Origin of the sequence: Streptomyces sp. NBC_00457 (assembly GCF_036014015.1) — a bacterium.
GTDB lineage: Bacteria > Actinomycetota > Actinomycetes > Streptomycetales > Streptomycetaceae > Streptomyces.
This window is the reverse complement of record NZ_CP107905.1, coordinates 255509-279448: the sequence shown is the minus strand read 5'-3', so window position 1 is coordinate 279448 and position 23940 is coordinate 255509. Positions and strand designations below refer to the sequence as shown.

Below are 23940 nucleotides of genomic sequence, written 5' to 3'. Positions count from 1 at the left end.
CTGTGGTGTGCCGGTGCGGTGAGAGGGGCGGCCCGCCCGGTACCTCAAGTGAGCTCAAAGCCATTCTTGAGCGGTCTGTCCGACCGTGTCCTTGAGGCCCGAGGCGAAGGGGGAGCGGTCGGATGGACGGGAGGGAAGTCCTGATCAGGGTGGAGCGGGGCCGGCCCGACGAGGCGGAACTGGCCGCCGTGGTCGCGGTGCTGCTCGCGCTGCGGGCGGGTGCCGGGCAGGAGCCCGGGCAGCCGCCGGCGGCCGCCATGCGGTGGTGGCGCACGCCGGACGCCTATGCGGCGCCGGACGGCTGGCGCTGACGGCCGGTGGTGATCTCCTCCACGTGTTCACCGGATCCAAAATAGAAACCGCGCATGCGGTTTGTTATTATGCTGTCACGATCCGGGACGGGGCCTGACGGTCTTGTCCCAGGAAGGCACCTGACATGGCGATGACGACTGCCCCGGCCCCCGTCGGACCGGGGCCCACCGATCTGCGCGGGCGCGTGGCGGAACTGCACAGCATCCGTGAGCAGGCGCTGGCCGGGCCGAGCGAGAAGGCGAGCGCGGCGCAGCACGCCCGGGGCAAGCTGACCGCGAGGGAGCGCATCGAGCTGCTGCTGGACGAGGGTTCGTTCCGGGAGGTCGAGCAGCTGCGCCGGCACCGGGCGACCGGCTTCGGGCTGGAGCTGAAAAAGCCGTACACGGACGGTGTGGTCACCGGCTGGGGGACGGTGGAGGGCCGCACGGTCTTCGTCTACGCCCACGACTTCCGCATCTTCGGCGGCGCGCTGGGCGAGGCGCATGCCGAGAAGATCCACAAGATCATGGACATGGCCCTGGCCACCGGGGCGCCGCTGGTGTCGCTGAACGACGGCGCCGGCGCCCGCATCCAGGAGGGCGTCAGCGCGCTTGCCGGCTACGGCGGCATCTTCCAGCGCAACACCCGGGCCTCGGGGGTGATCCCGCAGATCTCGGTGATGCTGGGCCCGTGCGCGGGCGGCGCGGCCTACAGCCCGGCGCTGACCGACTTCGTGTTCATGGTCCGCGAGACCAGCCAGATGTTCATCACCGGCCCGGACGTGGTCAAGGCGGTCACCGGCGAGGAGATCACCCACAACGGCCTGGGCGGCGCGGACGTGCACGCCGAGACTTCCGGCGTGGCCCACTTCGCCTACGACGACGAGGAGACCTGTCTGGCGGAGGTGCGCTACCTGCTGTCGATGCTCCCGCAGAACAACCGTCAGGCCCCGCCGAAGGCGCCCGGCGGCGACCGGGCCGAGCGGCGCTCGGACGTGCTGCTGGACCTGGTGCCCGCCGACGGCAACCGGCCCTACGACATGGCCAAGGTGATCGAGGAGATCGTCGACGACGGTGAGTACCTCGAGGTCCACGAGCGCTGGGCCCGCAACATCATCTGCGCGCTGGCCCGGCTGGACGGCCAGGTCGTCGGCATCGTCGCCAACCAGCCGCAGAGCCTGGCCGGGGTGCTGGACATCGAGGCGTCGGAGAAGGCCGCACGCTTCGTCCAGATGTGCGACGCCTTCAACATCCCGCTCCTCACCCTGCTGGACGTCCCCGGATTTTTGCCCGGCGTCGGCCAGGAGCACGGCGGGATCATCCGGCACGGCGCGAAGCTGCTGTACGCCTACTGCAACGCGACCGTGCCGCGGATCTCGCTGATCCTGCGCAAGGCCTACGGCGGCGCGTACATCGTCATGGACTCGGCGTCCACCGGCGCCGACCTGACCTATGCCTGGCCGACGAACGAGATCGCCGTGATGGGCGCCGAGGGCGCCGCGAACGTCATCTTCCGCCGCCAGATCGCCGAGGCGGAGGACCCCGAGGCCATGCGGCACAAGATGGTCAAGGAGTACAAGGCCGAGCTGATGCACCCCTACTACGCGGCCGAGCGCGGGCTGGTCGACGACGTCATCGACCCGGCCGCCACCCGCGAGGTCCTGATCCGCTCCCTGGCCATGCTCCGCAGCAAGCACGCCGACCTGCCCTCCCGCAAGCACGGCAATCCCCCGCAGTAGCACTACGCCCACGGGACGTGGGACGCCGGTGCGGTGCCGGCTTTCGGCCTCCCGCCTTCTGTAGGAGACAGCACATGGTCAAACAGGAGCGAGCGGCCCGCACCCGGCACGCGCTGATCCAGGCCGCGGCCGCGGTGTTCGCCGAGGAGGGCTTTGTCGCCGCGTCGCTGAGCGCCATCAGCAGCCGGGCCGGTGTCAGCAACGGAGCGCTGCACTTCCACTTCGCCAGCAAGAACCGGCTCGCCGAAGCGGTCCGGGCCGAGGCCGCCGAGGCCGTCGGGCGGATCACCGAGGCGGCGCGGGCCCGCCACGGCGACTCCCTGCAGACGGTGGTGGACGCCACGCACGCTCTGATGGACAGCCTCGCCCGCGACATCGTGGTCCGCGCCGGCTTCGAACTCGCCGGCGACGTCGCGCGCCGGGGCGGGCCCTCCCTGCGCAGGCAGTGGCAGCGCTGGGTCGAGGACAGCCTTGGGCGGGCCGAGCGCAGCGGCGCTCTGGCGCCCGCCGTGTCCGCCGCGGACGGGGCCCGCGTCATCGTCGCCGCGACCGCGGGCTTCGAGATCCTCGGCGGCGAGGACGCCTCCTGGCTCTCCCGCCGCAGCGTCACCCGCTTGTGGGAGGTTCTCCTGCCGCTGCTCGCCGGCCGGCAGGCCAGGGACCAGCTGGTGTGCGCGGGCTCGAACCTGCTGAACGCCGTCCCCGCGCAGGAGCAGTCCGCGCAGGTGAACCCCCAAAATTTGCATACCAAGAGGTTTGTTTAATGCCCGGATCCCGGTCACGCCCTCCCTGCTTTCCCTTGAGAAGCCCTCGAGGATGCCCCGCGAACACCTTGAGTCCCGCCGGAGATCAAGCGTTTGCCCTGCTCAATGAGTGCATGACCTCGACTCGGGACCAAAGAGATACAGGACGCGCGGTTTGGTATTGACATACCGCGCGTGCTGTTTTTACCCTGGGTGAGGAGCCGGAGTGGCCTCCGCTGGCGGCCACGGAATGACCGGAGCTCGTGCATAAGACAGGGGAGATCGCGTGGACATCAAGGTACTCGGGGCACTGGCCGTCACGGAGAACGGCGTCTCCATAACGCCGACGGCTCCCAAGCCGCGCCAGGTTCTGGCCCTGCTGGCGCTGCACGCCGACCGGGTGGTGCCCGTGGCCGCCCTGATCGAGGAGCTCTGGGGCGTCACCCCGCCGCGCAGCGCCCGCACCACCTTGCAGACGTACGTCCTGCAGCTGCGCGAACTCATCGCCGTGGCCCTGGACCAGGACGAGCGCGGCGGTGCGCACGGACCCGGCGCACCGCGCACCGCCAAGGAGGTGCTGGTGACGATGCCCGGCGGCTATCTGCTGGCCAGCGGCGGCGGCCCCAGCGATGTCCGCCTGTTCGAGCGGCTCGCGGGCACGGGATACCGGGCCATGGACGCGGGTGACTTCCCCGGCGCCGCGCGCCAGCTGCGCGAAGCGCTCGCGCTGTGGTCCGGCACCGCCTTCGCGGACGTCCAGGTCGGGGAGCAGCTGGAGACGGAGATCAAGCGCCTCGAGGAGAGCCGGCTGTGCGCTCTCGACCAGCGCATCGAGGCCGACCTGCGGCTGGGGCGCCACCGTGAACTGCTGGCCGAGCTGACGGTCTTGGTGAACCGTTACCGCACCCACGAGAGCCTGCACGGCCAGTTCATGCTCGCGCTGTACCGCTCGGGGCGGCGCGGAGAGGCCCTGGAGGCCTATCAGCGGCTGCGGGTCACGCTCGTCCGCGACCTCGGCCTGGAGCCGTCCGCGGCGCTGCAGCGCCTGCAGCGGTCCGTCCTCACCGCCAGCCCCGAGCCGGCGGCAGCCGGCGCGGCCAAGGAGCGGCTCGTCGCGACGAGTTGAGTGAGGGCCCGTTCCCGGACGCCTGCGTGCTGCGGGGGAGCCCCGGTCCGCCGGCGCCCCGGACAGCGGCAGGCACCCGCCCTTAAGACCGCTGAGCTCTCCCTGCTCTCCCTGCCGCCCGGCCCGCGGGGGTCCGCCGCCGCCCCTGGCGCAACGGCCTGAACACGCCGGCCGCCGCACAGGATCCGGCAGTGGCCCGGAAGCTGCGGCCCGCACGGACCGTACGCCGGCTCTCACCCCGTGGCCGCCACCGTCTTCGCCGTCATGGTCCTGACCGCCCACAAGGACACCGCAGCCCGGCCCGCCCGACCCGCCGGGGGCCGCCTCGCCGCCGGCAAACGTCCCGGAGCGCCGAAGCCAGGACGCGCGCCGCGCCCGGCGTGCGCCGCCCTGCCCGTGCCGTGGCCGGGCGCCCCGCACCCGGGCCGCTGAGCACACCTGCGGGCCGTCACCGGCGGCGCCGAAACCGCGCGCTCTTCCCCTGACGCGTGCGCACCGGTGACACCCCTCCCCACGGGACATGCCCGCCAGACGGAATTTCGAGTTCCGCACATTCGGTTTCTCTGCAGTAAAAACTCCATGGGAAGGGCGGCCGGGAAGAGCATCCCGTGATACGCCGGACGCAATTGTGCGGATCCAGGTGTTCCGCTGAAACCTCCTCGAGCTCTGGTCGAAGAAAGGAGGGTGTGGCGCGATGTTGGCTAGTGTGCTGACGGTGACGGAATTCAGCCATGAGAGGAACTCGGCGAGCTACGGAGGAAAGCAGTGAAGATTCAGGTTCTGGGTCCGTTGAGTGCCGAGGTCAATGGGGGATCGATTGTCCCGACGGCCGGAAAGCCGCGGCAGATTCTTTCCCTGCTGGCCCTCTACCCCGGACGGGTGATGCCCGTTCCCATGCTCATGGAGGAAATCTGGGGAACCGAGCCGCCGCAGAGCGCGCTCACCACGCTGCAGACCTACATCCTCCAGCTGCGCCGGCGCCTGGGCACCGCGATGGGGCCCGACGCCCCCGGCACGGCCAAGGAAGTGCTCGCCACCCGCCACGGCGGCTATCTGCTGCAGATACCGCCCGAGAGCGTCGACGTGCACGAGTACGAACGCATGGTCACCGAAGGCAGGTCAGCCTTCGAGACCGGGGACGACGCGACCTCGGCTGCCCGTTTCCGTAAGGCGCTGGAGCTGTGGCGCGGGCCCGCGCTGGTCGACGTACGGGTCGGACCGATCCTCGCCATCGAGGTCATGCGCCTGGAGGAGAGCCGGCTCGGCACCGTCGAGCGGCGCATCGACGCCGACCTGCGGCTCGGCCGGCACGCCGAACTCATCGCGGAACTCGCCGAGCTGACGGCGCGCTACCCGCAGCACGAAGGGCTGCACTCGCAGGCCATGGTGGCCATGTACCGGTCGGGGCGGCAGGCCTCGGCCCTCGCCGTCTACCGGCAACTGCGCAACCGGCTGATCGACGAGCTGGGTGTCGAGCCCTCGCCGCAGGTGCAGCGCCTGCACCAGGCCATGCTGGCCGTCGACCCGCGACTGGATGTCGTCGCCGGAGAGCGGCGCAGCTCGACCTTCGACCTGTATGCCGCCTGAGGCCGGCCGGAGCGGGGGCCTGCGCCGTACTCAGCGCCTAGGAGTGATCCCGGAGTCAGAGGCCTGGCGGCCCGAGCACGGTGGGATCTGCGAGGAGGCCGGGCGTGCCTGCCCGGGCAGCGGCGAACGGCCGCAGCCCGGGCACCCGGTCTGACGCCCCGTACCGCCCGGCCGTGGTGGTGGGCGCACCGTCCATGTCCCGAGCCGGCGCGGCCCTTTGCCGCCGGGACGGTGGGCCACCCGCAGGGCGGCAGACGCGTGCGCGAGGCGGTGCACCGCAGGTTTCGGACGGGGCGCGGGCGCACTCGGACGGCTGCACCGGGTGACGGCCCTCGCGTGCCGGGACACCTGGGGGGATCCGTGCGCACCGCCGTCCCGATGACCTGCCGAGGTTTTCCGGGCTCATTCACTTGGTGGCCGGGTGGGCCAGTCGAAGCCGGCGAGCCGTAACAAGACGCTGCTGCGCGGAAGGTGCCGGCCGATCCCGGTGTCCAGGGACATGCGCGATCTGTGGTCACGAGGCGTTCGTTCCAGATGCTCGTTGGGCGTTCCACCGACACCGAGTCCCGTCTCCACCGTGGAAGGGCCGGTGAGCTACGCGTTCATGCGTGATCCTGGCGTGCTTCCCCCTGCTGAAGCGGACTACCCGACGGGTACGGGCTCCGGCGGCCGCACAAAACCAGGCTCCCGTCGGAATCGAGGGTCTCTCACGTCGCCTGGCACCGGAGGTCTTCGCGCCCGCTCGCCTTCGCGCGGGCCTCAGCCCGCTCTCCAGGGATGCTTGAGGCCCTCCGGCGATTCTCGAACCGCACCCCTGCGCCCCAGGGGGGAGGCCAAGGAGGATGCCATGTCGGACGAACAGCCCGTGCGACTGCACTGTTTCGCACACTCCGCAGGGGGTGTCTCCGTCTTCGACGGCTGGGCCGAGAGCACCGGACCCGGGGTGGAGGTGAGGGCGGTCTCCCTGCCGGGGGAGCAACGGCGGCGATCCGAACCCCGGGTGACCACGCATGAGGCGCTGCTCGCCGATCTGCTGCCCCCGTTCACCGGCCCGCGCTGCGGCCCGTACGTGCTGTACGGGCACGGTCTGGGCGCCCTGGTTGCCCTCACCGTGACGCGCGCCCTGCACGAGGCGGGGGTGCCCGGCCCCGCGCTCCTTGCCGTCAGTGCCTGCCCGCCGCCCCACACGCCCTCCGCGCTGCCGGATGTCCGCGGGGCGACGGACGCCGACGTGCTGCACCTGTTGGGCGGCCAGGGCGCCGTGCCGCCCGGCAGCGACGAAGGGATCGTGCTGCGGGCCATGCTGCCGGTGCTCCGCGCCGACCTGGAGCTCGCCAAGGCCCTGGAAGAGGCGGCCCGCACACCCTCTTCCACGGGCCCGCTCACCACACCGGTCCTCGTCGTCTCCTCGCAGGCGAACCCGCTCGCGCCGCCCACGATCACCGACGGCTGGTGGCAGTGGACCCAGGGGCCCGTCCGCTCGCGCACCGTCCCCGGGCGTCACTTCTTCGTACGCGGCGGCCGTGAACTGCCGCGGCTGCTGGGCCGGGCCTGCCGCGTCGCCGGCCGCCTCGCCCGCCAGCGCGTGCCCGTCGGCTGAACCCGCGCCGCGGTCACCCGGTGCGGGCCAGGGGCGCCTGCGACCCCCCTGCATCACCGTGCGAGGCACGTCAGCCGGCGGATACGGGGGCAGCGCTTCACCCCCTCGTGCATCAGCGGTGTCGTCCGGCCGTCTGAAAATTCTGTTTGCGTCCCCGTCGGCGTAAGGCAAGGAGAGGTGTTCAGATGTCTGCTGAGCTCGCGGACAAGACCGCGCACACGGTGCACGTGTCCGCACCCGCCGGTGTGGTCTACGCGCTGATTACCGACGCGGCGAAGTGGCCGCTGTATTTCTCCCCGGTCATCCATGTGGAGCAGCTGGAGTTCGACGGCGAACGGGGGTGGCTGAGGATGTGGTCCCTCATGAACGGCCAGCTGAAATCCTGGACCTCGTGGCGGCACCTGGACCCGGTGGAGCGCCGCGTGGAATTCCGGCAGGAACTGCCCGCGTCGCCGTTCAACTCGCTGGGCGGCACCTTGAACGTGCGTTCCCAAGGCCCGCACCGCAGCGAGCTGGAGCTGCGGTACGACTTCAGCGTCACCGGGGACCGGCCCGACGACGTGGCGTGGGCGCAGCGCGCCACCGGCGCGAACAGCCGCGCCCAGCTCGCCGACGTGAAGGCCTTCGCCGAGCGGTGGACGCGCCTGGACGAACTGGTCCTGTCCTTCGAGGACTCGGTGCGCATCCACGGCCCGGCCGAACTGGTCTACGACTTTCTCTACCGGGCCGAGGCCTGGCCCCAGCTGGTCCCGCACGTCACCCGGGTCGACCTGACCGAGGACGCGCCCGGAGTGCAGCGCATGCAAGTGAAGACGCTGACCGAGTCCGGTGCGCACAGCGCCGACTCGGTGCGGATCTGCTTCCCGCACGCGGGCCGCATCATCTACAAGGAGACCGCGGCCTCCCCCCTGCTGAAGGCACACACCGGCGAATGGTCCGTCGTCCCGGACGAGACGGGGGTGACCGTCCTCGCGCAGCACAGCGTCGTGCTGCGCGAGGAGAACATCGCCGCCGTGCTGGGCGAGGACGCGGGCCTGGCACACGCCCGCTGGCATGTGCGCCAGGCGCTCGGCCAGAACTGCCTGGCCCTGCTGACCCTGGCCAAGCAGCATGCGGAAAGCGCCGTCCGCATGCTGTGACGGCGACGAGGGGCGGGCGGCCGCGCCCCAAAGCAGCCCTGCGAACGGCGACGACCGCGATGTGCTGCGGGAATACTTGGAATGCAGTCGAGCCGCGGCGGAAAGAAAGCAGTGCCTCCTCGGCTACCCCGTACCGTGGCTTTTTGCCCGGACACGGCGAGGAGCTGCAATGTTCAATGACATAGGCGCGCTTGAGCTGGTGATGCTCGCGATTCTTGCCGTGCTCATCTTCGGCCCGGACAAGCTGCCGAAGGTAATCCAGGACGCGGCCAGGATCATCCGGAAGGTCCGTGCCTTCTCGGACCAGGCCCAGCAGGACATCCGCGAGGAACTCGGCCCCGAGTTCAAGGACGTCACCTTCGAGGACCTGAATCCCAAAACGTTCATCCGCAAGCAGCTGGGCAGCGACGAACTGGGGCTAAAGGAGATCCGCAACAGCTTCGACCTGCGCAAAGAAGCGGCAGACGTCGCCGACGCGGTGAACGGCCCCGAGAGCGAGCCGGCCCGCAGGCCCAGGCCCCCCTCACCGTAGCCGCCCCCTGAACGTCCACGTCCCCTGCCCCGGCCCTCGTGAGGCAACGCCCGACGGGCCGGGGCAGGCGTCGGCCCGCCCCCGCCCCGGCGGGTGGGTGCACCGGCCCTGCCGGCTGGGGCACCGCTCGGCCCCCGCTGCACACCCGCTTGGGAAAACGGACGCCGGGGCGGTGCGGCAACTAGCGTGCTGAACCCGACCGTTGTGGACGTCAGGCAGGCCAGGAGGCCGTCATGAGGCAGAGGCAGTACGGCCCGGCCCACGTATACGCCGCCTGGCGCCGCCCGCGCCGCATCCACCCCTGCCACCCCGCCTCGGGCCTGCGCGTGACCTTCCACAGTGCCGCCGCCCCGGGCACGGCGGGCACGGCGGCCGGGCCGTTCTAGGAGCCTGCCTGCCCGTTCAGCGCCCGCAGAAAGGAGAGAAGGGTACCCGGCCCCGCGACGGACCGCACACCCCGGCCACCATGACTGTTCACCGTTGCCCCCACGCGCCGATCTCCGTGCTCGTCGACCCCGGCCCCGCCCCGCAGGCGAGCCGGTGGGACCTCGAGCTGCGCGGGCCGCTCGACCGTGCCGCCCTGGACCACATCCTGGGCGAACTCATCGCCGACGGCCGGGAGCGGCCCGTGCCGCGGCACCAGCTGCTGCGGCACGGCCCCGACCACCACACGCTGCGGTTGTGGGCGGCGGAGGCAGGGCCCGCCGCCCTCGTCTCGGGCCGCATCGCCGACCGGCTCACCGAGCCGCCGCCCGCCGCCGACCACCCGCTGACCACCGCCCAGCGCGCCCTCCTCGCATCCGGCGGGGCGCACCGTTATGAGACGGTGCTGCTCGAAACGGACGCCGCACCGGACGCGGGCGCGCTGCGCGAGGCCCTGGGCGCCGTCCTGGCCGCCCACCCTCAGCTGCGCTCCCGCCTCGCCGCGGACGGCTGGCTCACCACCCGGGCCGGCAACGGGCCGGCCGGCCGGCCGGATCCGCTGGTGGAGAGGGAGTTCACCGACGAGGCCGGCTTCGGTGCGGCGGTGGACTTCACCGGCCGCACCCTCGACGTGCGCGCCGGCCTCCAGCTGCGGGCGCTGCTCGCCCGGGACCGCCGTCCGGCCGGACCGCGCGCCGACCGGCTTGCCCTGGTCGTGCATGAGCTCGCCGTGGACGCCGCGTCCTGGCCCGTCCTGCTCGACGACCTGAGCGCCGCCCTCGACGCGGCCGGCGCCGGACGTCCGGCGCGGCCCCGGCGCCGGCCCGGCCACCTGGCCGACTGGGTCGGCGAACTGCGGGAGCTGGCCCATGACCCCGCCGAGGCGCGGCACTGGAGCCTGGTCGCCGGGCGCAGGCTGCGGACGGGCGACTCCCACCGGCCCGCCCCGCCCGCCCCGCCCGCCCAGTCCGCCCCGCTCGGCCGGGCCGGGCGCCGGGCCCGGCCAGGTCCGCCACACCGGGTTCGTCCTGGACCAGGACCGCACCGAGCGGATCGTCCAGGTCCTGGCCCGGCGGCTCGCGCTGACCCCCGCACAGGTGCTGACCGGCGTGTTCGCGCTCGCCCTGGCCCGCTGGCAGGGATCCGACGAGGTCAGCTTCGACCTGCGCGGCGACCCCCGCAGCGGCCGGCCCGGCCTGCGCGAGCACGTGGGCCGGCTCGCCGACCCCTACCCGGTCCATCTCACACCGGACCCCGGCCTCGACGCCCTTGGCCAGCTCACCGCGCTGGCCGGCCCCCTGGCCGACTGCGCGGGCGGCGCCCCCGGCGGCGCCGGCTTCGGAGCCTGCCGCGAGTGGGGCCCCGATCCGCTGCTGCGGCGCCGGCTGCGTGAACTGCCGCCCGCCCCCACGTGTCTGAGCGTGCCCGGCCCCGGCGAACTGCTGCCCGGCTTCGCCCGGCCCGCGCACGGCAGCACACCGGGCCGGCCCGCACACCCCATCGAGGTCCGCGCCCAGGTCGCCCACGGCCGGCTGCACATCACTCTCGACTGGGCCACCGCCCCGGCGCACGGCGTCACCGACACGACGGTGGCCGCCCTCAAGGACCTGCTGCGAGAACTGCTGGGAGAGCTCGCCGACGCGCCCGCCGCCCCGGCTCCGCTCGTCCTGCGGGCCACCCCCCAGCAGTCGGCGCTGTACACCGGCGGCGCGGGACGGCCCGGCACCGGACGCCATGTCGAACAGCTCGTATGGCTCTGGCACGGCCCGCTCGACGCCGCCCGCTTCGCCGCGGCCTGGCAGTCGGTGTTCGACTGCGAGACGGTGCTGCGCACCGCGTTCACCGGCGGCGGCGAACCGCTGCTCGTGGTGCACGACCGGGTCGTGCCCGAGATCACCCGCCGGGCCGTCAGCGACGACGACTGGCACCCCTTCCTCGAGCGGGACCGGCTGCGCGGTTTCGACCTGCACTGCCCCGCACTGCTGCGCCTGACCCTGCTGGACGCGCAGCACACCCCGCCCGACACCACCCCCGCCCCCACCCGGATCCTGGTCAGCTACCACCGGGCCCTGCTCGACACCTGGAGCGCGCACCTGTTGCTGCGCGAGTTCTACCGCGCCTACCTCGCCGGCGGCACCCTGCCCGGCGGTGAGCGCCGCCCCGACCTGCGCGACTACACGGCCTGGGTCGCGGCCCAGAACCCGGAGCCCGCCCGCGGGTTCTGGGCGCGCAGCGCACCCCCCGACGGCGCGGCCTCACGGCCCGGCCGGCCCGCCGCCACCGGCCTGACCGGCGCCGGCCGTGCCCGGCTGCGCCTGGACCCCGCCGACACCGCCCGCCTCGCCCGCTGGGCCGGCACCTGGGGCACCGCCGAGAGCAGCGTGCTGCAGGCCGTCTGGGCCATGCTGATCTACTGGGCCTCCGGCGCCACCCAAGCGGCCCCCGTCTGTTTCGCGGTGACCGTGTCGGGGCGCGGCATACCGCTGGACGGCGCGGCCCGGATACCGGGGCCGCTGCGCAACCCGCTGCCCATGACCGTCGAGGTGGACCCGGCGGGCCCGGTGCCGCACCTGCTGCAACAACTGCGCGACCGCGCCCTGGAGATGTCCGCATACGAATGGGTACCCGCCGACTGGATCCGCGCCTGGAGCCACAGCAGCGCCCACGCCGACACCGTCATCGCCTTCGAGGACCCGCCCCATCCGGTGCAGGGCCTGGAGACCGAACTCGCCGCCCACGGCCTGGGGGCCGAGTTCCCGGGCATCCTGCCCGCCCACTCCGTACTCCCCGTCGGGCTGCTGGCCCACCACGACAGCGCGGGCGGCCTGGTCCTCACGGAGGTCCACGACCGGGCCCAGCTCGGGGAGGAGGCGGCCGGCGAACTGCTGGCGCACAGCGTCCTGCTGCTGCGGGAACTTCCCCTGTGGGCAGACGAGTCCACCACCGTCGACGAAGCCCTGCAGCTCCTCGAGTCCAGCACCGCCCCCCTCATGGCCGACGCCCTCCACGACGGCCAGGACACCCCCTGGATCACCCTGCGCGCGGCGCGCCAGGACCAGGCGGGAACGATCTGCCTGATACCGCCGCCGGGCGCCCCCCTCACCTGCTACGACCTGCTGGCCCACGCCTATGAGGGCCCCCAGGAACTGCTGGTGCTCCCCGCCGACGCCGGCCCGGGCGGCGCACCGGGCGCCCTCACCGCGCTCGGCCAGGGCCCCTTTCTGCTGCTCGGCGGATTCTCCGGAGCCGGTGCCCGCGCCTGTGACATCGCCCGGCGCATCGCGGCGGACGGCCACCGCCCGCCGCGGGTGGTACTCGCCGGTGCGACGGCAGACGAGTGGGAGCGGGCCCGCGAACTGGCCGCAGCCCTGAACGCCGCCACCGGCTGGCCCTTGGACGCCGACGGCGCGTAGCGCACCCCGCAGGAGGGCCGGGCCCGAGCACCGCGTGCCCTGCCGCCGCGGCATGCGGGGCAGCCGCACCCGCGGTGCGCCCGGTGGCCGGCGAGGCGGTGCCCGCCCGCCGTTTCCCCACCGTTCCTCGAGCGTTTCTCGTGCGACGTTGTGCAGGGTGGCTGATGCATGGGCGGCCCCGTCGGGAGTCTTAGGCACTGCCCCGCAGGTACGGCCCACCGCTGCCCCACAGGTGCGGCCCTCGGGGCCCACGCGGCCGCGGCGTACGCCCGGTGTGCGCCCCGCCGCCGGGCCCCAGGAGCAGGCCTGCTGCGCCGGCGTCACGGCCGAGGGCCCTACAGGCCCGGCCGCTGCCCCACGTGAGCCGGCCGGACAGGAGGATCAGATGTACGACACCGAAGAGGAGGGCAGCAGGATGCCCAACGAGCGCAGGGATCTTTCCCTGCCGCACGTGCCGCCGCTCCTGCTGGCCGGAATCGACGAGGACGACACCTGGGAGCCCCACGTCGTGCGCGGCATCGACTGACGTGCCGGGACGGCTCGCGCGGCGCGGCCCGCTGCTGCGGCCCGGGCATCCTCGACCGATGTGCGAGTGGACCTTGACAGCCTGCAAAGACAGCCGCGAGCGAAGGTACAGGGAGCGGTCATGAAACGGTTGTTGCGTCGCGGCCGGCAGGCGGTGGTGGACCATTGCCTGCGCCCGCTGTGGCGATCCCTGGTGACCTTCGGGGCCATGTACGCCAGCATCGAGGCCTATCACGCGGCGGGCGAATACTCTTTTGCCGCGTACACGCAGGATCCCTTCGCGCACGCCCGGCACGGGCCGCCGCCCGCCCACCCCGAGCGCGTGCGCGCGGACCTGCCGCTCTCTGCGACGGAGCGGCAGCTCGCCCGTGAGCTGTGGCCGGCGTACCCCGCCGAAGGGCGTGTCCCCGACGGCAGTTGACCGCCGCCGGGGCCGGCCGGTCAGACGGTGGTGATGACCTCGCCGATGTCCAGCCGCGGGGAGCGCGGCAACCAGGCGTCCGGGCCCGGCTTGCCGATGTTGACGATCATCAGCGGGCTGTGGTCGTCGTCCAGGAAGTCCTTTTGGACGCCGGCGAAGTCGAAACCGGTCATCGGGCCGGCGGCCAGGCCGGCGGCGCGGACGCCCATGATGAAGTACGCGGCCTGCAGGGCGCCGTTGACCAGGGCGGACCGCTCGCGGACCGGGCGCTCGGCGTAGAGCAGGTCCTTGACCTGCGGCAGGCGGGGGAGCAGCTTGGGCAGTTCCTCGTGGAACTCGTTGTCCACGGCCAGGACCGCGACCAGCGGGGCGGTGGCGGTCTTCGCGCGGTTGGCCTTGGCCATGTGCTCCACCAGGCGGCCGCGGGCCTCGGCGGAGCGGACCAGGGTGATGCGCAGCGGGGTCTGGTTGTAGGCGGTCGGACCGTACTTGACCAGGTCGTAGATCGCCTGGATCTGCTGCTCGGTCACCGGCTCGTCGGTGAACGTGTTCGCGGTCCGGGCCTCGCGGAACAGGAGGTTCTGGGCGGTGGTGTCAAGGACAAGCGACATGGCTGCAACCTTCGTGTCAGGGGCGGTGGACCGGCTTGCGCGCACGGCGCACAGCACGCTTCGACTCTCCAGGCGGCCAAAGCGGCCTTCACGCGCTTCGTGCCCGTGAGGTCTGCGTGCTCGGGCGGGCCGCCGTCTTCGCCCGGCCGCGAAGACCGCGGGACGCAGCACGGCGAACCCGGCGGTACAGGTCGTGACAGGTCGTGGCAGGGCGGCCGGGGCGGACGGCGTGACCCCCGGGGCCGCCCGGGCCCCGGGGCCGCCTGGCTCGTCTGCGCGCTGGGAGCTGCTCGGCACCGCTGCGGCCCGTCAGGTGACGTCGCCGTGAGCGGTCAGCCGCCGCCCCTGGTCCGGGCCGGCCTGCGCGGTGACGTGCGGTGCGGCACCGACCGGCTCGGCCGCGCCCACGTCCTGCGGGCCCGGGCCGAGGGGGGACGCTTCGTCGTCGCCGAGGCCGGCGTCGGGGTCGCTGCGGGCGCGGCGTCTGTCGTTGAGCAGGCAGATGACCAGCGCGATGACGCACAGGAGCGCGATCGGGGCGGCCAGCGACAGCATGGTCAGCGGGTCACCGGTCGGCGTGGCGAACGCGGAGAACAGGGCGATGCCCATGAGCATGCCGCGCCACCAGCCGGCCAGCCGCTTCCCGGTCAGCGCTCCGGTGATGTTGAGCAGCACGAGCAGCAGCGGCAGCTCGAAGGCGAGCCCGAAGACGATCACCATGCGGGTGATCAGGTCGAGGTAGTCGTCGACCGGGAGGAGATTCTTGGTGTCCTGGGGGGTGAAGCCCAAAAGGACGGTCGCGGTCTGCGGAAGAATCACGTAGGCGAGCACGGCACCGCCGAGGAACAACGGCACACCGGCGCCGACGAAGGTCAGCGCGTACGTCCTCTCGCGGGTGTGCAGGCCGGGAGCCAGGAAGGCCCACAGCTGGTACAGCCAGATCGGCGATGCCAGGACCACGCCGGACATGAGCGAGACCTTGAGCGCGATCGAGAAGGGCGCGATGAGGCCGTTGATCGTCATGTCGGCGCACGGCTCGCCGTTCGCCTGCCGCAGCGAGCCGTCCACACAGCCCACGGAGTCAAGGATCGGCCTCAGCAGGAAGTCGATCAGTTCCTGGTAGAAGACAGCGGCGACGACCGTGACGACCAGGACCGCCAGGAGGGACGTCAGCAGCCGGTTGCGCAGCTCACGCAGGTGCTCCGCGAGAGGCATCCGCCCCCCGGCGTTCTTCTGCTTGCGGGCAGTGGTGAGCACCCCGCGTTCCTCACTCTCGTGCGGCGGCCGTCGGTCGGCGTCAGCTGTGGACGGTGCGGTGCGGCTCGGTCACCGCAACCGAGCCCGTCACGTCCCTGGGCGCGGCCTTCAGGGTGCGAGGCGCGGCCTGTGCCGGATGGTGCGGGTCCGCCGTCGCCTCGTCGTCCTTCTTCATCGCCTTGGCCTCACTCCTGAGAATGCGAGCGGACTTGCCGAGCGACCGGGCCATTTCCGGGAGCTTCTTCGCGCCGAAAAGCAGCGCGATGAGAGCAATGATCAGAACGATCTCCAGGGGCTTCAGATTGCCTATCATGTGCCACTTCCTTTATGCCGAAGCAGGGATCCGTTGCGCATGTGGAGGTGCCGGCACCGAAGGGAGCACGACGAGAGGAGAATAGGACGCAACAAAGGCCGCCGGGCGCCCGTGCAACTGTCTCTTGAGCCGTTTTCCAGGGCCCTTTCACCATTCGACCAGCGCGAAACTCGCCGCCATGCCACCGCCGAAGCCGGCCAGGAGGATCAGCTCGCCCGGGCGGAAGGCGCCGGCGCGGGCGGCCGCGTCCAGGGTGATCGGGATGGAGGCGGCTCCCGTGTTGCCGTAGTGCGTCAGCGTGCGGTGCAGGGTGGCGCGGGGCATGGCCAGGTCCTCGACGACTTCGTCGAGCATGACGCCGTTGGCCTGGTGCGGGATGAAGTGGCTGATGTCGGCGGGCTCGACACCGGCCTCGTGGAGGAAGCCCTTGACCAGCTGCGGCAGTTGCTCCACGACGAAGCGGCGCACTTCCCGCCCGTCCATCGCGAAGTACTGCGCTCCCGCGTCGAGTCCGGCCTGGTCCAGGGGCAGCCGGCTGCCGCCCGCGGGCACCTGGATCAGGCTGGAGAGGTCACCGAACGTGTGCAGCGCGACATGCCGGACGAGCGGGCCCGTCTCTGTCGTGCCGAGGACCATCGCGCCGGCGCCGTCCCCGAACAGCACGACCGTCCTGCGGTCGGCCGGGTTCAGGATGCGCGAGTACACGTCCGCGCCGATGACCAGCGCATAGCCGCCCCGCCGCAGGATCACGCTGCCGACCGCGGAGAGCGCGAACACGGTGCCGGAACACACCGCGTTGACGTCGAACGCCGCGGTGCCGGACGCGCCGAGGTTTTGCTGGACATAGGCCGCCGTGGGCGGCTGGGGCCGGTCCGGCGTGGACGTGGCGACCGCGATCACGGACAACTGCTCGGCGGTGATGCCGGCCGACTCCATCGCGGCATGCGCCGCGGCCGTCGCCAGATCCGACGTGGCCTGCCCGCCGGCGGCCCAACGCCGCTCGCGGATCGCGGTCTTACGGGTGATCCAGGCGTCGTCCACCCCGGCCGGCGCACCGACTTCGTCGTTGGAGACGATCCTTTCCGGCACGTAGGCGCCCGTACCGAGAATCCTGACATCGATGGCGCCGACGATCCGGTCCGGCCCGTCGGCACCCGAACCGAGGTTCTTGACATCCCTCATGCGCGTGCCCTCCCTTCCATGGGTCTGTGAACACAAGGTGTGAAAGGCCGGCGGGTAGGCGGCCATGACTGACCCGTCACGGGGGCAGCCGACGCAGGCTGCCCACGCAACGCACGGGTGCGGAAGACGCCGCTAGCGCGTCTCGTAGAGGCGCTTGTGGCCGCTGAGCCCGGCCAGCCGGAAGGGTCCGGTGGTCTGCGCCTCGGTGGCGTGGTGGCCGCCGTCGGTCGGGAAGGACCGCTCGTGCAGCGCGCGGTAGCCGGTGTAGTCGACGGGCCTGCGCCGGGCGATCGTCTCGCGGTTGTGCTCGGTGCGCAGGTGCGTGCGGTAGCCGGCGACCACGGTGGCGGCGAAGAACTCGGCGACGCTGCCGGAGCCGTAGCTGAACATGCCGACGGACTTGCCGGTCAGGTCGCCGGCCTGGTCGAGCAGCGCGGCCAGCGCGAGGTACACCGACGCGGTGTAGCTGTTGCCGATCACGGTGTTGTAGGCCGTGGTCTGTGCGATGGCGCGCGCGATGTCGTTCTTGTCGGTGTCGTAGCCGCAGTAGTTCAGCAGGTGGCGGTGGGCCTTGTAGGCCATCTTGGTGAACGGCTGGTGGTAGCAGAACGCGGCGAACTCCTCCAGCGTGCGGCCGCCCTGCTCCGTGTAGTCCTTCCAGGTGCCCTCCACCGCCTGGAGATAGGCGTTGATGGACTCGTGGCCGTCGACCAGTGCCTCGTTGCGGTAGTTGGGCCGCCAGAAGTCCATGACGTCGGCGGTGAACAGGCCCGAGGGGTCCTCGATGCGCAGCAGGGCGGGATCCAGGCTGACCAGCATGGCCACCGCCGCCGCGCCCTGGGTGGCCTCACCGGGGCTGTCCAGCTCGTACTTGGAGACGTCGCTGGCGATCACGAGGACCTGCTGGGCGGGGTCGCGCTGTACCAGGCCGATGGCGAACTGGAGGGCCGCCGTCGCCCCGTAGCAGGCCTGCTTCAGCTCGACGACGCGGGTGGCCGACGGCAGCTGGAGCAGGGAATGGACGTACACACCGGCCGACTTCGCCTGGTCGATGGAGGACTCGGTGGCGAACACGACCGTGCGGATCCGGTCGCTGCCGTGCCGGGCGATGATGGGCGCGGCGGCCGCCGCCCCCATGGTCACGATGTCCTCGTCGGCGGCCGGGATGCTCATCGACTCCTGGCCGATGCCCACATGGTATTTGCCGATCTCGGTGCCGTTGTAGGCGGCCAGTGCCGTGTGCGGCAGGACGAACTCGGCTGTCGCGAACGACAGGTCGTGTATTCCGATGGAGAGGGACATGCCTATGCACCTACCTTTACGGTCGTGTTGTCGCGTTCCAGCGCCACGTGTGCGCGCATGAGTTCACCGGGGTTCGTCTGGGCCGCGAGCAGCGAGAGTTCACCGCACAGCACGGTGGCCGCGGCGAGGACGGCGAGCCGGCGGGCGTTCTCGCCGGGCGCGGCGTCGGCCCGGCAGCCGAGCCGGGTCAGGTTCGTCTCCACGAAGGCCAGGCCCTTGCCGTTGCCGACCGTGCCGACGATCAGGTTGGGCAGGGTGCAGGCGAAGTAGAGGTCGCCGTCGCGGTCCTCGGCCATGACGACGCCCTGGGAGCCTTCGATGATGTTGGCCGCGTCCTGGCCGGTGGCCAGGTAGAACGCGAGCAGCATGTTCGCGTAGTGGGCGTTGGCCGAGCGGATACCGCCGGCCAGCAGGGTCCCCAGCAGGTTCTTGCGGATGTTCAGCTCGACGATCTTCGCGGCACTCGTGTGCAGGACGCCGGCCACCACCTGGCGCGGTACGAGCAGTTCGGTGACCACGTTCTTGCCGCGGCCGAGGATGCCGTTGATCGCGGTGGCTTTCTTGTCCGTGCAGTAGTTGCCGGAGATCGATCCGTAGGAGATGCCCGGGACGGTCTGCAGCAGGTGCGCCAGCAGCGCGTCGGAGGCGAGGGTGGCCATGTTGTGCCCGGAGGCGTCGCCGGTGGAGAACTCGAACCGGATGAACAGCAGGTGGGCGTTGATCTCGTGCCGGATGCCGATCAGCTGGGCGAACCGGCTGCACCCGCGCACCACGTCGCGCAGCTCGTCGATGCGGGCCTCGATCATCCGCGCGGCCGTCAGCGCGGTCTGCGCGTCACGCGCCTCGACCAGCACCGAACGCGTCATCCGCTCATCGACGAGGGTGGCGACGATGCCCTTCTCGGCCAGCCGGGACACCTTCGCCCCCCGGCCCACCGACGGCCACAGCGGCGACTCGTAGGTGGCCAGCGGAACCTGGATCTCGGTGTCGGCGACGTTGCCCGAGACGCGAAGGGGCCCCACCCACCGCATCGGGACCCCGGCGATCGCGTGTGCTTCAGTCATGGTGTGCTTCCCGTCATCTCGGTAAGGGCGTCGATGGAGCTGGACCGCTGGGCGAGCCGCCGGGTGTCGATGCCCCGGTCGAGGCAGAAGTTCCTCAGCTCGCCGCGGACCAGCAGATCGCAGCGGGACAGGTCGGCCGGCGTGCGCGCGCCGAGCATGGTCTGCAGGGCGGCGAGCTGGTCGAGCCAGGTCGAGATCTGCGTGACGAGCGCGGCGACGTCGCCGTCGATCAGGGTGCGCAGGAATCCGCCGGAGGAGCCGACGGCGCGGGCGCCCAGGGCCAGGGCGCGGGCCACGTCGAGCGGGTTGCGGACCCCGCCGGAGGCCAGCACGGGGAGACCGGCGTCCTGCGCGTCCAGCAGACAGGCGACGGTGGACTGCCCCCAGTCGTGCAGGTAGGCGTAGTCGGCGAGTTCGCGCCGGCCGTTCTCGATGCGGGCGAAGTCCGTGCCGCCGCGGCCGCTGACATCCGCGACCCGCACGCCCAGGCCCGGCAGCGCGAGGACCGTCTCGCGGCTCAGGCCGTTGCCGACCTCCTTGACGATCACGGGGACGTCGACGTGTCCGGCGATCTTCTCGATCTGCGCCGCCCAGGACCCGAACGACCGGTCGCCTTCCGGCATCGGTGTCTCCTGGGCGGTGTTGAGGTGGATCTGCAGGGCGTTCGCCTCGATCAGGTCGATGGCGCGCCGCGCGTTGTCGACCGAGCAGGTGGCGTTGACGTTGGCGATGACGAACCCGTGCGGGTTCTCCTTGCGCAGGACCCGGAAGGTGTCCGCGCAGGAGGGGTCCTTGAAGTAGGCGTGCATGGAACCGGACGCGATGGCCACGCCGGTCTCGCGGGCGGCGGTGGCCAGGTCCCGGTTGATGGCGCCGGTCTGGGCGCTGCCGCCGGTCATCGCGTTGATGTAGAGCGGCGCCTGCCAGGTGATGCCGGCGAAGGTCGTCGCCAACGACACGTCCGGCCGGTCGATGCCGGCCAGGGCGTGGTGGACGAACGACACCTCGTCGAACTGGTTGCGTCCGCTGTGCGCGTGCTGCTGCTCCATGGCGAGCCGGACGTGGTCGTCCTTGCGTGAAGCGCTCATTCCTCGTTCCCTTCCAGGGCGGGACGCACCGGCAGGGGCAGCACCCCGGCCGCGGCCCACCGCCTGTGTACGTGCGCGATGTCGTTGGGGGCGCCGGCGTCCAGCAGGGCGATGCCGCAGTCGCCGCCGCCTGCCCCTGAGGGCTTGGCCGCACCGCCGACGCCCTCGGCGGCGTCGCACAGTGCCGTCAGTTCGGTGGTGAAGATGCCGAGGCCGACCTCGTCGTCGAGGCGGGCCAGCTCGTGGCGGGCCCGCCGGATCTGGTGCAGCAGGCCCGCACCGTCGCCGGCCTCGAGCGCGCCGATCGCGGCGCGCACCAGGTCGGTGGTGGTCTGGATGAACGTGCGGTGCAAGGCGCTGCCCCGCCAGGTGAGCTGGTGCAGGCCGGACACCAGGGACGCGGTGGAGGCCGGTTTTCCGCTCCAGCCGACCTCCAGGCACAGGCCGCTGGGGGGCGGCAGCCGGCGGACGGCGAAATGCGGCCAGGGGGCGGCGAGCGCTTCCTCGATGCCCCGGCGGCGGGCCAGGTCGAGCACCGCGTCCCGGTCGGGTGCCTGATACGCGATCCAGCCGCCCCAGGTGCCGGCGGCGAGATCACCGCCGGAGCCCTTCGGGTCGAGCCGGGCCGTGGCGAGCAGGGCCAGCTTGAACCGGGCCTCGCGCGAGAGGGCAAGACCGCAGTACGACGCCACGGCCGCCACACTCGCCACGGTCACCGCGCCGCTCGAGCCCAGGCCGTACTTCCGTCCCGCCTCGTGCAGGTCGCTGTGGACCGAGACGCTCAACGCGGGCATGGGCAGGCCGCGTTCGGCCAGCAGCGCGCCCACGGTCTCGATCGCGGACACCACATGGGCCAGCGCGCCACGCCCACGCCGGGCGTCGTCTTCTTTTTCTTCGCCGTGCACGTCGAGCCGGCCGGCGCGCCATTGCCAGCGCACCGCGCGCGGGCCGAGGTCGGAGGAGATCACGACGCCGGAGTGGGCCCGGCCGGACACGGTGACGGTCAGGTAGCGGTCGACCGCCACCAGGATCGCCGGGTTGCCGGGCTCCACCACCGCGTACTCGCCCGCGACGAACAGCTTGCCCGGCGCGCGCCGCACGACCGGTCGCCGGCCCGTCATCATCCGCCCTCGTTCAGCAGGCGGGCACCGGGCCCCGGCCCGGCGATGTGCACCGAACCTTGCGGGGCGGCGCCGCGCACCACCGCGGCCACCTTCTCCGCATCCGCGCGCCGGCACAGCACCTTGACGTTCGGCCCGGCGTCCATCGTCGCGTAGGCCGCGACACCGTCCCGCCGGAGCTGCCCCACGCTGTCCAGCACGGTGAGCGTGGCAGGCGACAGGTAGCGCACCGCCGGGCGCGCCGCCAGCATGGTCGCGTGCATCCCGAGCGCGTTGCGCTCCGCGATCTCCCCGACCGCCTCCAGGTCGCCGCGGCTCAGCGCCGCCCGCATGTCGGCCAGGTCGCCGGTGCTGGAGCGGGCCCACGGCTCGTACAGCGGGGAGGTGTCGACGGTCTGGCGCATCGCCGCACGGCTGGAGATGGCCTTGGGGCCGGCGTTGACCACCGCGATGACCAGCGCCGGGTCGAGGCCGGCGGCAGGCACCGGTTCGGCGTACGAGCTCAGGTCCGCCTCGGTGGCCGTGCCGGTGGCCGTCCCGGCGTGCCAGACGGCGAAGTCGCCGAAGATGGACCGCGAGGCCGACCCGGACCCGCGCCGGGCCAGGCGCGAGAGCGCGGTGGCGTCGAGGGTGAGCCCGTACGCGGCGGCGGCGGCGACGGCCAGAGCGGCGAACCCGCTGGCCGAGGAGGCGAGCCCGGCCCCGGTGGGGACGGTGTTCTCGGTGTCGACGACGGCCCGCCGGCTCAGCCCGGCGCGCTCGCGCACCAGGTCCAGGAACGCGACGATGCGCCGCTCGGCCTCACCCGTCGCGGGCCGGCCGCCGAGGGTGACCGCGTCCTGCTCCGCCTCGGGGGCGAGCCGGACGCGGGTGGTCGTGGGGAAGATGTCCAACGTCATCGACAGGCTGTCGGTTTGGGGCAGGAACAGCTGCTCGTCGCGCTTGCCCCAGTACTTGATCAGCGCGATGTTCGGGTGCGCGACGGCCGTGGCCGCCGGTGCGGCACCCTGTTCCTGCGGCGGCTTCAGCGTGGCCGGCTGTTCAGTGCGCATGGTCGGCGAGCCTCCTCAGCGGCACGACCCACGTCTGGACGGCGCCGGCGTCGTGCAGCTGCCGGGCGACCTGCCTGGCCTGCTCCGGCTGGGTCAGGGCCAGGACGCAGCCGCCCAGCCCGCCCCCGGTGATCTTGGCGCCGAGGCTGCCCGCGGTGAGCGCGGCCTTGACCATCGCGTCGATCCGGCCGGTGCTGAGGCCGGCCGCCCGCAGCAGCTCGTGGTAGCCGGTGAGCCGCAGGCCCAGTTCGGCCGCCTCGCCCGCGGCGAGAGCCTGCTCGGCCTCCTCGACGAGCTGCGCGGCGCGGCGCAGGAACCGCTCCCGCGCTCCTGCCCGGCGCTCGAATCCCGCCCGCAGCAGTTCGACCGCTTCCTTGGTGCTGCCCGCGGTGCCGCTGTCGGCGATGATGAACAGGCCGTCGCAGCCGATGCTCAACTCCCGTGCCCGGCCCGCCTGGAACCGCAGCGGGGCGGCGGCGCCGACGGTCATGGCATCGACGCCGCTGGCCCGGCCGTGCGTCACGTTCTCGGCCGTCTGCACCAGGTCGAACGCCGCGCTCTCGCTCACGCCCCGGCCGAAGAGATCGGCCAGGGCCAGGACGATCGCCCGCGAGTTCGCGGCGCTGGAGCCGAGCCCGCGGCCGGGCGGGATGGCGCCGTCGAGGATCACGTCGAGGTGGGGCCGGCCCGCCACGCCCATGCGGGCGGTGAAGGCGGCGGCCAGCCGCCGCAGCCCGTCGGAGGCCTGCGTCACCACCGCCCTTGACGCGGAGCCGGTCATCGTGAACGACAACTCGCCCCGCGCGCCAGAGGCGTGGGAGGACCAGCCGGCGCTCGCCGTGGCCGTGAGCTGCGGAACCGGCAGAGCGAGCGCCGCGGTCCCGTACACGACCGCGTGCTCACCCAAAAGGACGGCCTTGGCGTGGGCGCGGCCGGTGCCGACGGAGCGAGCCCGATGGTTTTCCGATACCCCCTCCACTGAGGTCGGTAGAGTCAACGCACTCAGCTCCCCTTGTTGTTTCTGCATTGAGATCGCATCGTCCAGATTTCTCGGAAGGAATGCAGCGGGACGTCATTCCTTGCATCAGGAGTTGCAGGGATCAGCACGCTCACCGGGCCGCACGCGGAGGCAGCCGCGGCGCGCAGCACGGAACGTGGTGAGGTGAAACGTGGTGAGGTGAGGAGGCATCGACGGCTTTTTCGGAAGAAAGCCGGTGCCGTACGCTCAGGGGCCCGGTCCCGCTGGTGCTCACGCGCGGACACGTCACCCAATCCACCGCCCCGTAACAGTTTTCGGGCAGGGGGGACGTGCGTTGATAGTGACACGGTGCCGCCCGCCCGCCAAGACCGCCAGAAAGTGACGTGGGTCACTTCGGGTGGGGTGGGCTCGCATGCGGGGGTTTCGCGGGGGA

At 72.3% G+C, this 23940-nt stretch carries 23 protein-coding genes and 1 pseudogene; 13 read left to right on the top strand and 11 right to left on the bottom strand.

Features of this window, described 5'->3' with window-relative positions; genetic code table 11:
* Positions 1–122 precede the first annotated feature (122 nt).
* From OG828_RS01345 to OG828_RS01300, 10 genes and pseudogenes are all read left to right on the top strand, one after another.
* Positions 123–311 carry an acyl-CoA carboxylase epsilon subunit gene (locus OG828_RS01345; RefSeq protein ID WP_328349290.1) on the top strand — a complete coding sequence of 63 codons (189 nt, stop codon included), beginning with the start codon at positions 123–125 and terminating at the stop codon, positions 309–311.
* Positions 312–436: 125 nt separating this feature from the next.
* Positions 437–2029: an acyl-CoA carboxylase subunit beta gene (locus tag OG828_RS01340; RefSeq protein WP_328499787.1), complete on the top strand. Its 1593-nt coding sequence runs from the start codon at positions 437–439 to the stop codon at positions 2027–2029.
* A gap of 74 nt (positions 2030–2103) precedes the next feature.
* Positions 2104–2793, top strand: a complete 690-nt coding sequence (locus tag OG828_RS01335) for a ScbR family autoregulator-binding transcription factor (RefSeq protein ID WP_328349288.1) — start codon at positions 2104–2106, stop codon at positions 2791–2793.
* A 265-nt stretch (positions 2794–3058) separates the two neighbouring features.
* A complete protein-coding gene (locus OG828_RS01330; RefSeq protein ID WP_328436321.1) occupies positions 3059–3898 on the top strand; it encodes an AfsR/SARP family transcriptional regulator in 840 nt (279 codons plus the stop codon).
* Positions 3899–4138: 240 nt separating this feature from the next.
* The gene (locus OG828_RS01325) at positions 4139–4330 is read left to right on the top strand and encodes a hypothetical protein (protein WP_328499786.1); all 192 of its coding nucleotides are present in this window, start codon (positions 4139–4141) and stop codon (positions 4328–4330) included.
* 333 nt (positions 4331–4663) lie between these two features.
* Positions 4664–5485, top strand: coding sequence for an AfsR/SARP family transcriptional regulator (locus tag OG828_RS01320; protein ID WP_328349286.1), 822 nt, complete (start codon positions 4664–4666; stop codon positions 5483–5485).
* Positions 5486–6332: 847 nt separating this feature from the next.
* Complete coding sequence (locus tag OG828_RS01315; protein WP_328499785.1) at positions 6333–7085, top strand: thioesterase II family protein; 753 nt, start codon at positions 6333–6335, stop codon at positions 7083–7085.
* A 185-nt stretch (positions 7086–7270) separates the two neighbouring features.
* Entirely contained in the window at positions 7271–8224 is a 954-nt protein-coding gene (locus tag OG828_RS01310) for an aromatase/cyclase (RefSeq protein ID WP_328436319.1), read from the top strand.
* Between the two features lie 169 nt (positions 8225–8393).
* Positions 8394–8723, top strand: a pseudogene (locus OG828_RS01305) (sec-independent translocase); the annotation flags it as partial.
* Positions 8724–8989: 266 nt separating this feature from the next.
* Positions 8990–9142, top strand: a complete 153-nt coding sequence (locus OG828_RS01300; protein ID WP_328499784.1) for a hypothetical protein — start codon at positions 8990–8992, stop codon at positions 9140–9142.
* On the opposite strand, the gene OG828_RS01295 is transcribed toward OG828_RS01300, so the two are convergent.
* The gene (locus OG828_RS01295) at positions 9139–10050 is read right to left on the bottom strand and encodes a hypothetical protein (protein ID WP_328499783.1); all 912 of its coding nucleotides are present in this window, start codon (positions 10048–10050) and stop codon (positions 9139–9141) included. The two genes, OG828_RS01300 and OG828_RS01295, sit on opposite strands and share 4 nt — an antisense overlap.
* Between OG828_RS01295 and OG828_RS01290 the strand changes: the two genes are divergently transcribed.
* The 3 genes from OG828_RS01290 to OG828_RS01280 all read left to right on the top strand — a co-directional run bounded on the left by OG828_RS01290 (position 10049) and on the right by OG828_RS01280 (position 13538).
* On the top strand, positions 10049–12592 hold the full coding sequence (locus tag OG828_RS01290) for a condensation domain-containing protein (RefSeq protein ID WP_328499782.1): 2544 nt from the start codon (positions 10049–10051) through the stop codon (positions 12590–12592). The two genes, OG828_RS01295 and OG828_RS01290, sit on opposite strands and share 2 nt — an antisense overlap.
* Positions 12593–12977: 385 nt before the next feature.
* Positions 12978–13118 (top strand): hypothetical protein, encoded by a 141-nt coding sequence (locus OG828_RS01285; RefSeq protein ID WP_328349281.1) that lies wholly within the window; start codon positions 12978–12980, stop codon positions 13116–13118.
* 120 nt (positions 13119–13238) lie between these two features.
* A complete protein-coding gene (locus OG828_RS01280; RefSeq protein ID WP_328349280.1) occupies positions 13239–13538 on the top strand; it encodes a DUF6059 family protein in 300 nt (99 codons plus the stop codon).
* A 20-nt stretch (positions 13539–13558) separates the two neighbouring features.
* Here OG828_RS01280 and OG828_RS01275 read toward each other — a convergent pair whose 3' ends face one another.
* From OG828_RS01275 to mvk, 10 genes are all read right to left on the bottom strand, one after another.
* A complete protein-coding gene (locus OG828_RS01275; protein WP_328349279.1) occupies positions 13559–14149 on the bottom strand; it encodes a malonic semialdehyde reductase in 591 nt (196 codons plus the stop codon).
* 309 nt (positions 14150–14458) lie between these two features.
* Positions 14459–15406, bottom strand: coding sequence for a twin-arginine translocase subunit TatC (gene tatC / locus OG828_RS01270; protein ID WP_328499781.1), 948 nt, complete (start codon positions 15404–15406; stop codon positions 14459–14461).
* A 40-nt stretch (positions 15407–15446) separates the two neighbouring features.
* The gene (gene tatA, locus OG828_RS01265) at positions 15447–15719 is read right to left on the bottom strand and encodes a Sec-independent protein translocase subunit TatA (protein ID WP_328499780.1); all 273 of its coding nucleotides are present in this window, start codon (positions 15717–15719) and stop codon (positions 15447–15449) included.
* A gap of 147 nt (positions 15720–15866) precedes the next feature.
* Positions 15867–16901, bottom strand: a complete 1035-nt coding sequence (locus OG828_RS01260) for a 3-oxoacyl-ACP synthase III family protein (RefSeq protein ID WP_328349276.1) — start codon at positions 16899–16901, stop codon at positions 15867–15869.
* Positions 16902–17033: 132 nt separating this feature from the next.
* Positions 17034–18203: a hydroxymethylglutaryl-CoA synthase gene (locus OG828_RS01255; protein WP_328349275.1), complete on the bottom strand. Its 1170-nt coding sequence runs from the start codon at positions 18201–18203 to the stop codon at positions 17034–17036.
* A 2-nt stretch (positions 18204–18205) separates the two neighbouring features.
* Positions 18206–19267 carry a hydroxymethylglutaryl-CoA reductase gene (locus tag OG828_RS01250; protein WP_328436312.1) on the bottom strand — a complete coding sequence of 354 codons (1062 nt, stop codon included), beginning with the start codon at positions 19265–19267 and terminating at the stop codon, positions 18206–18208.
* Positions 19264–20355 (bottom strand): type 2 isopentenyl-diphosphate Delta-isomerase, encoded by a 1092-nt coding sequence (gene fni, locus OG828_RS01245; protein ID WP_328499779.1) that lies wholly within the window; start codon positions 20353–20355, stop codon positions 19264–19266. Before fni ends, OG828_RS01250 begins: the two co-directional genes overlap by 4 nt.
* Positions 20352–21479, bottom strand: a complete 1128-nt coding sequence (locus tag OG828_RS01240) for a phosphomevalonate kinase (protein ID WP_328499778.1) — start codon at positions 21477–21479, stop codon at positions 20352–20354. Before OG828_RS01240 ends, fni begins: the two co-directional genes overlap by 4 nt.
* Positions 21476–22528 (bottom strand): diphosphomevalonate decarboxylase, encoded by a 1053-nt coding sequence (mvaD, locus tag OG828_RS01235; protein WP_328499777.1) that lies wholly within the window; start codon positions 22526–22528, stop codon positions 21476–21478. Before mvaD ends, OG828_RS01240 begins: the two co-directional genes overlap by 4 nt.
* Positions 22518–23555 carry a mevalonate kinase gene (mvk, locus tag OG828_RS01230; RefSeq protein ID WP_328349270.1) on the bottom strand — a complete coding sequence of 346 codons (1038 nt, stop codon included), beginning with the start codon at positions 23553–23555 and terminating at the stop codon, positions 22518–22520. The genes mvaD and mvk overlap by 11 nt, the downstream gene beginning before the upstream one ends.
* Between the last annotated feature and the right edge of the window lie 385 nt (positions 23556–23940).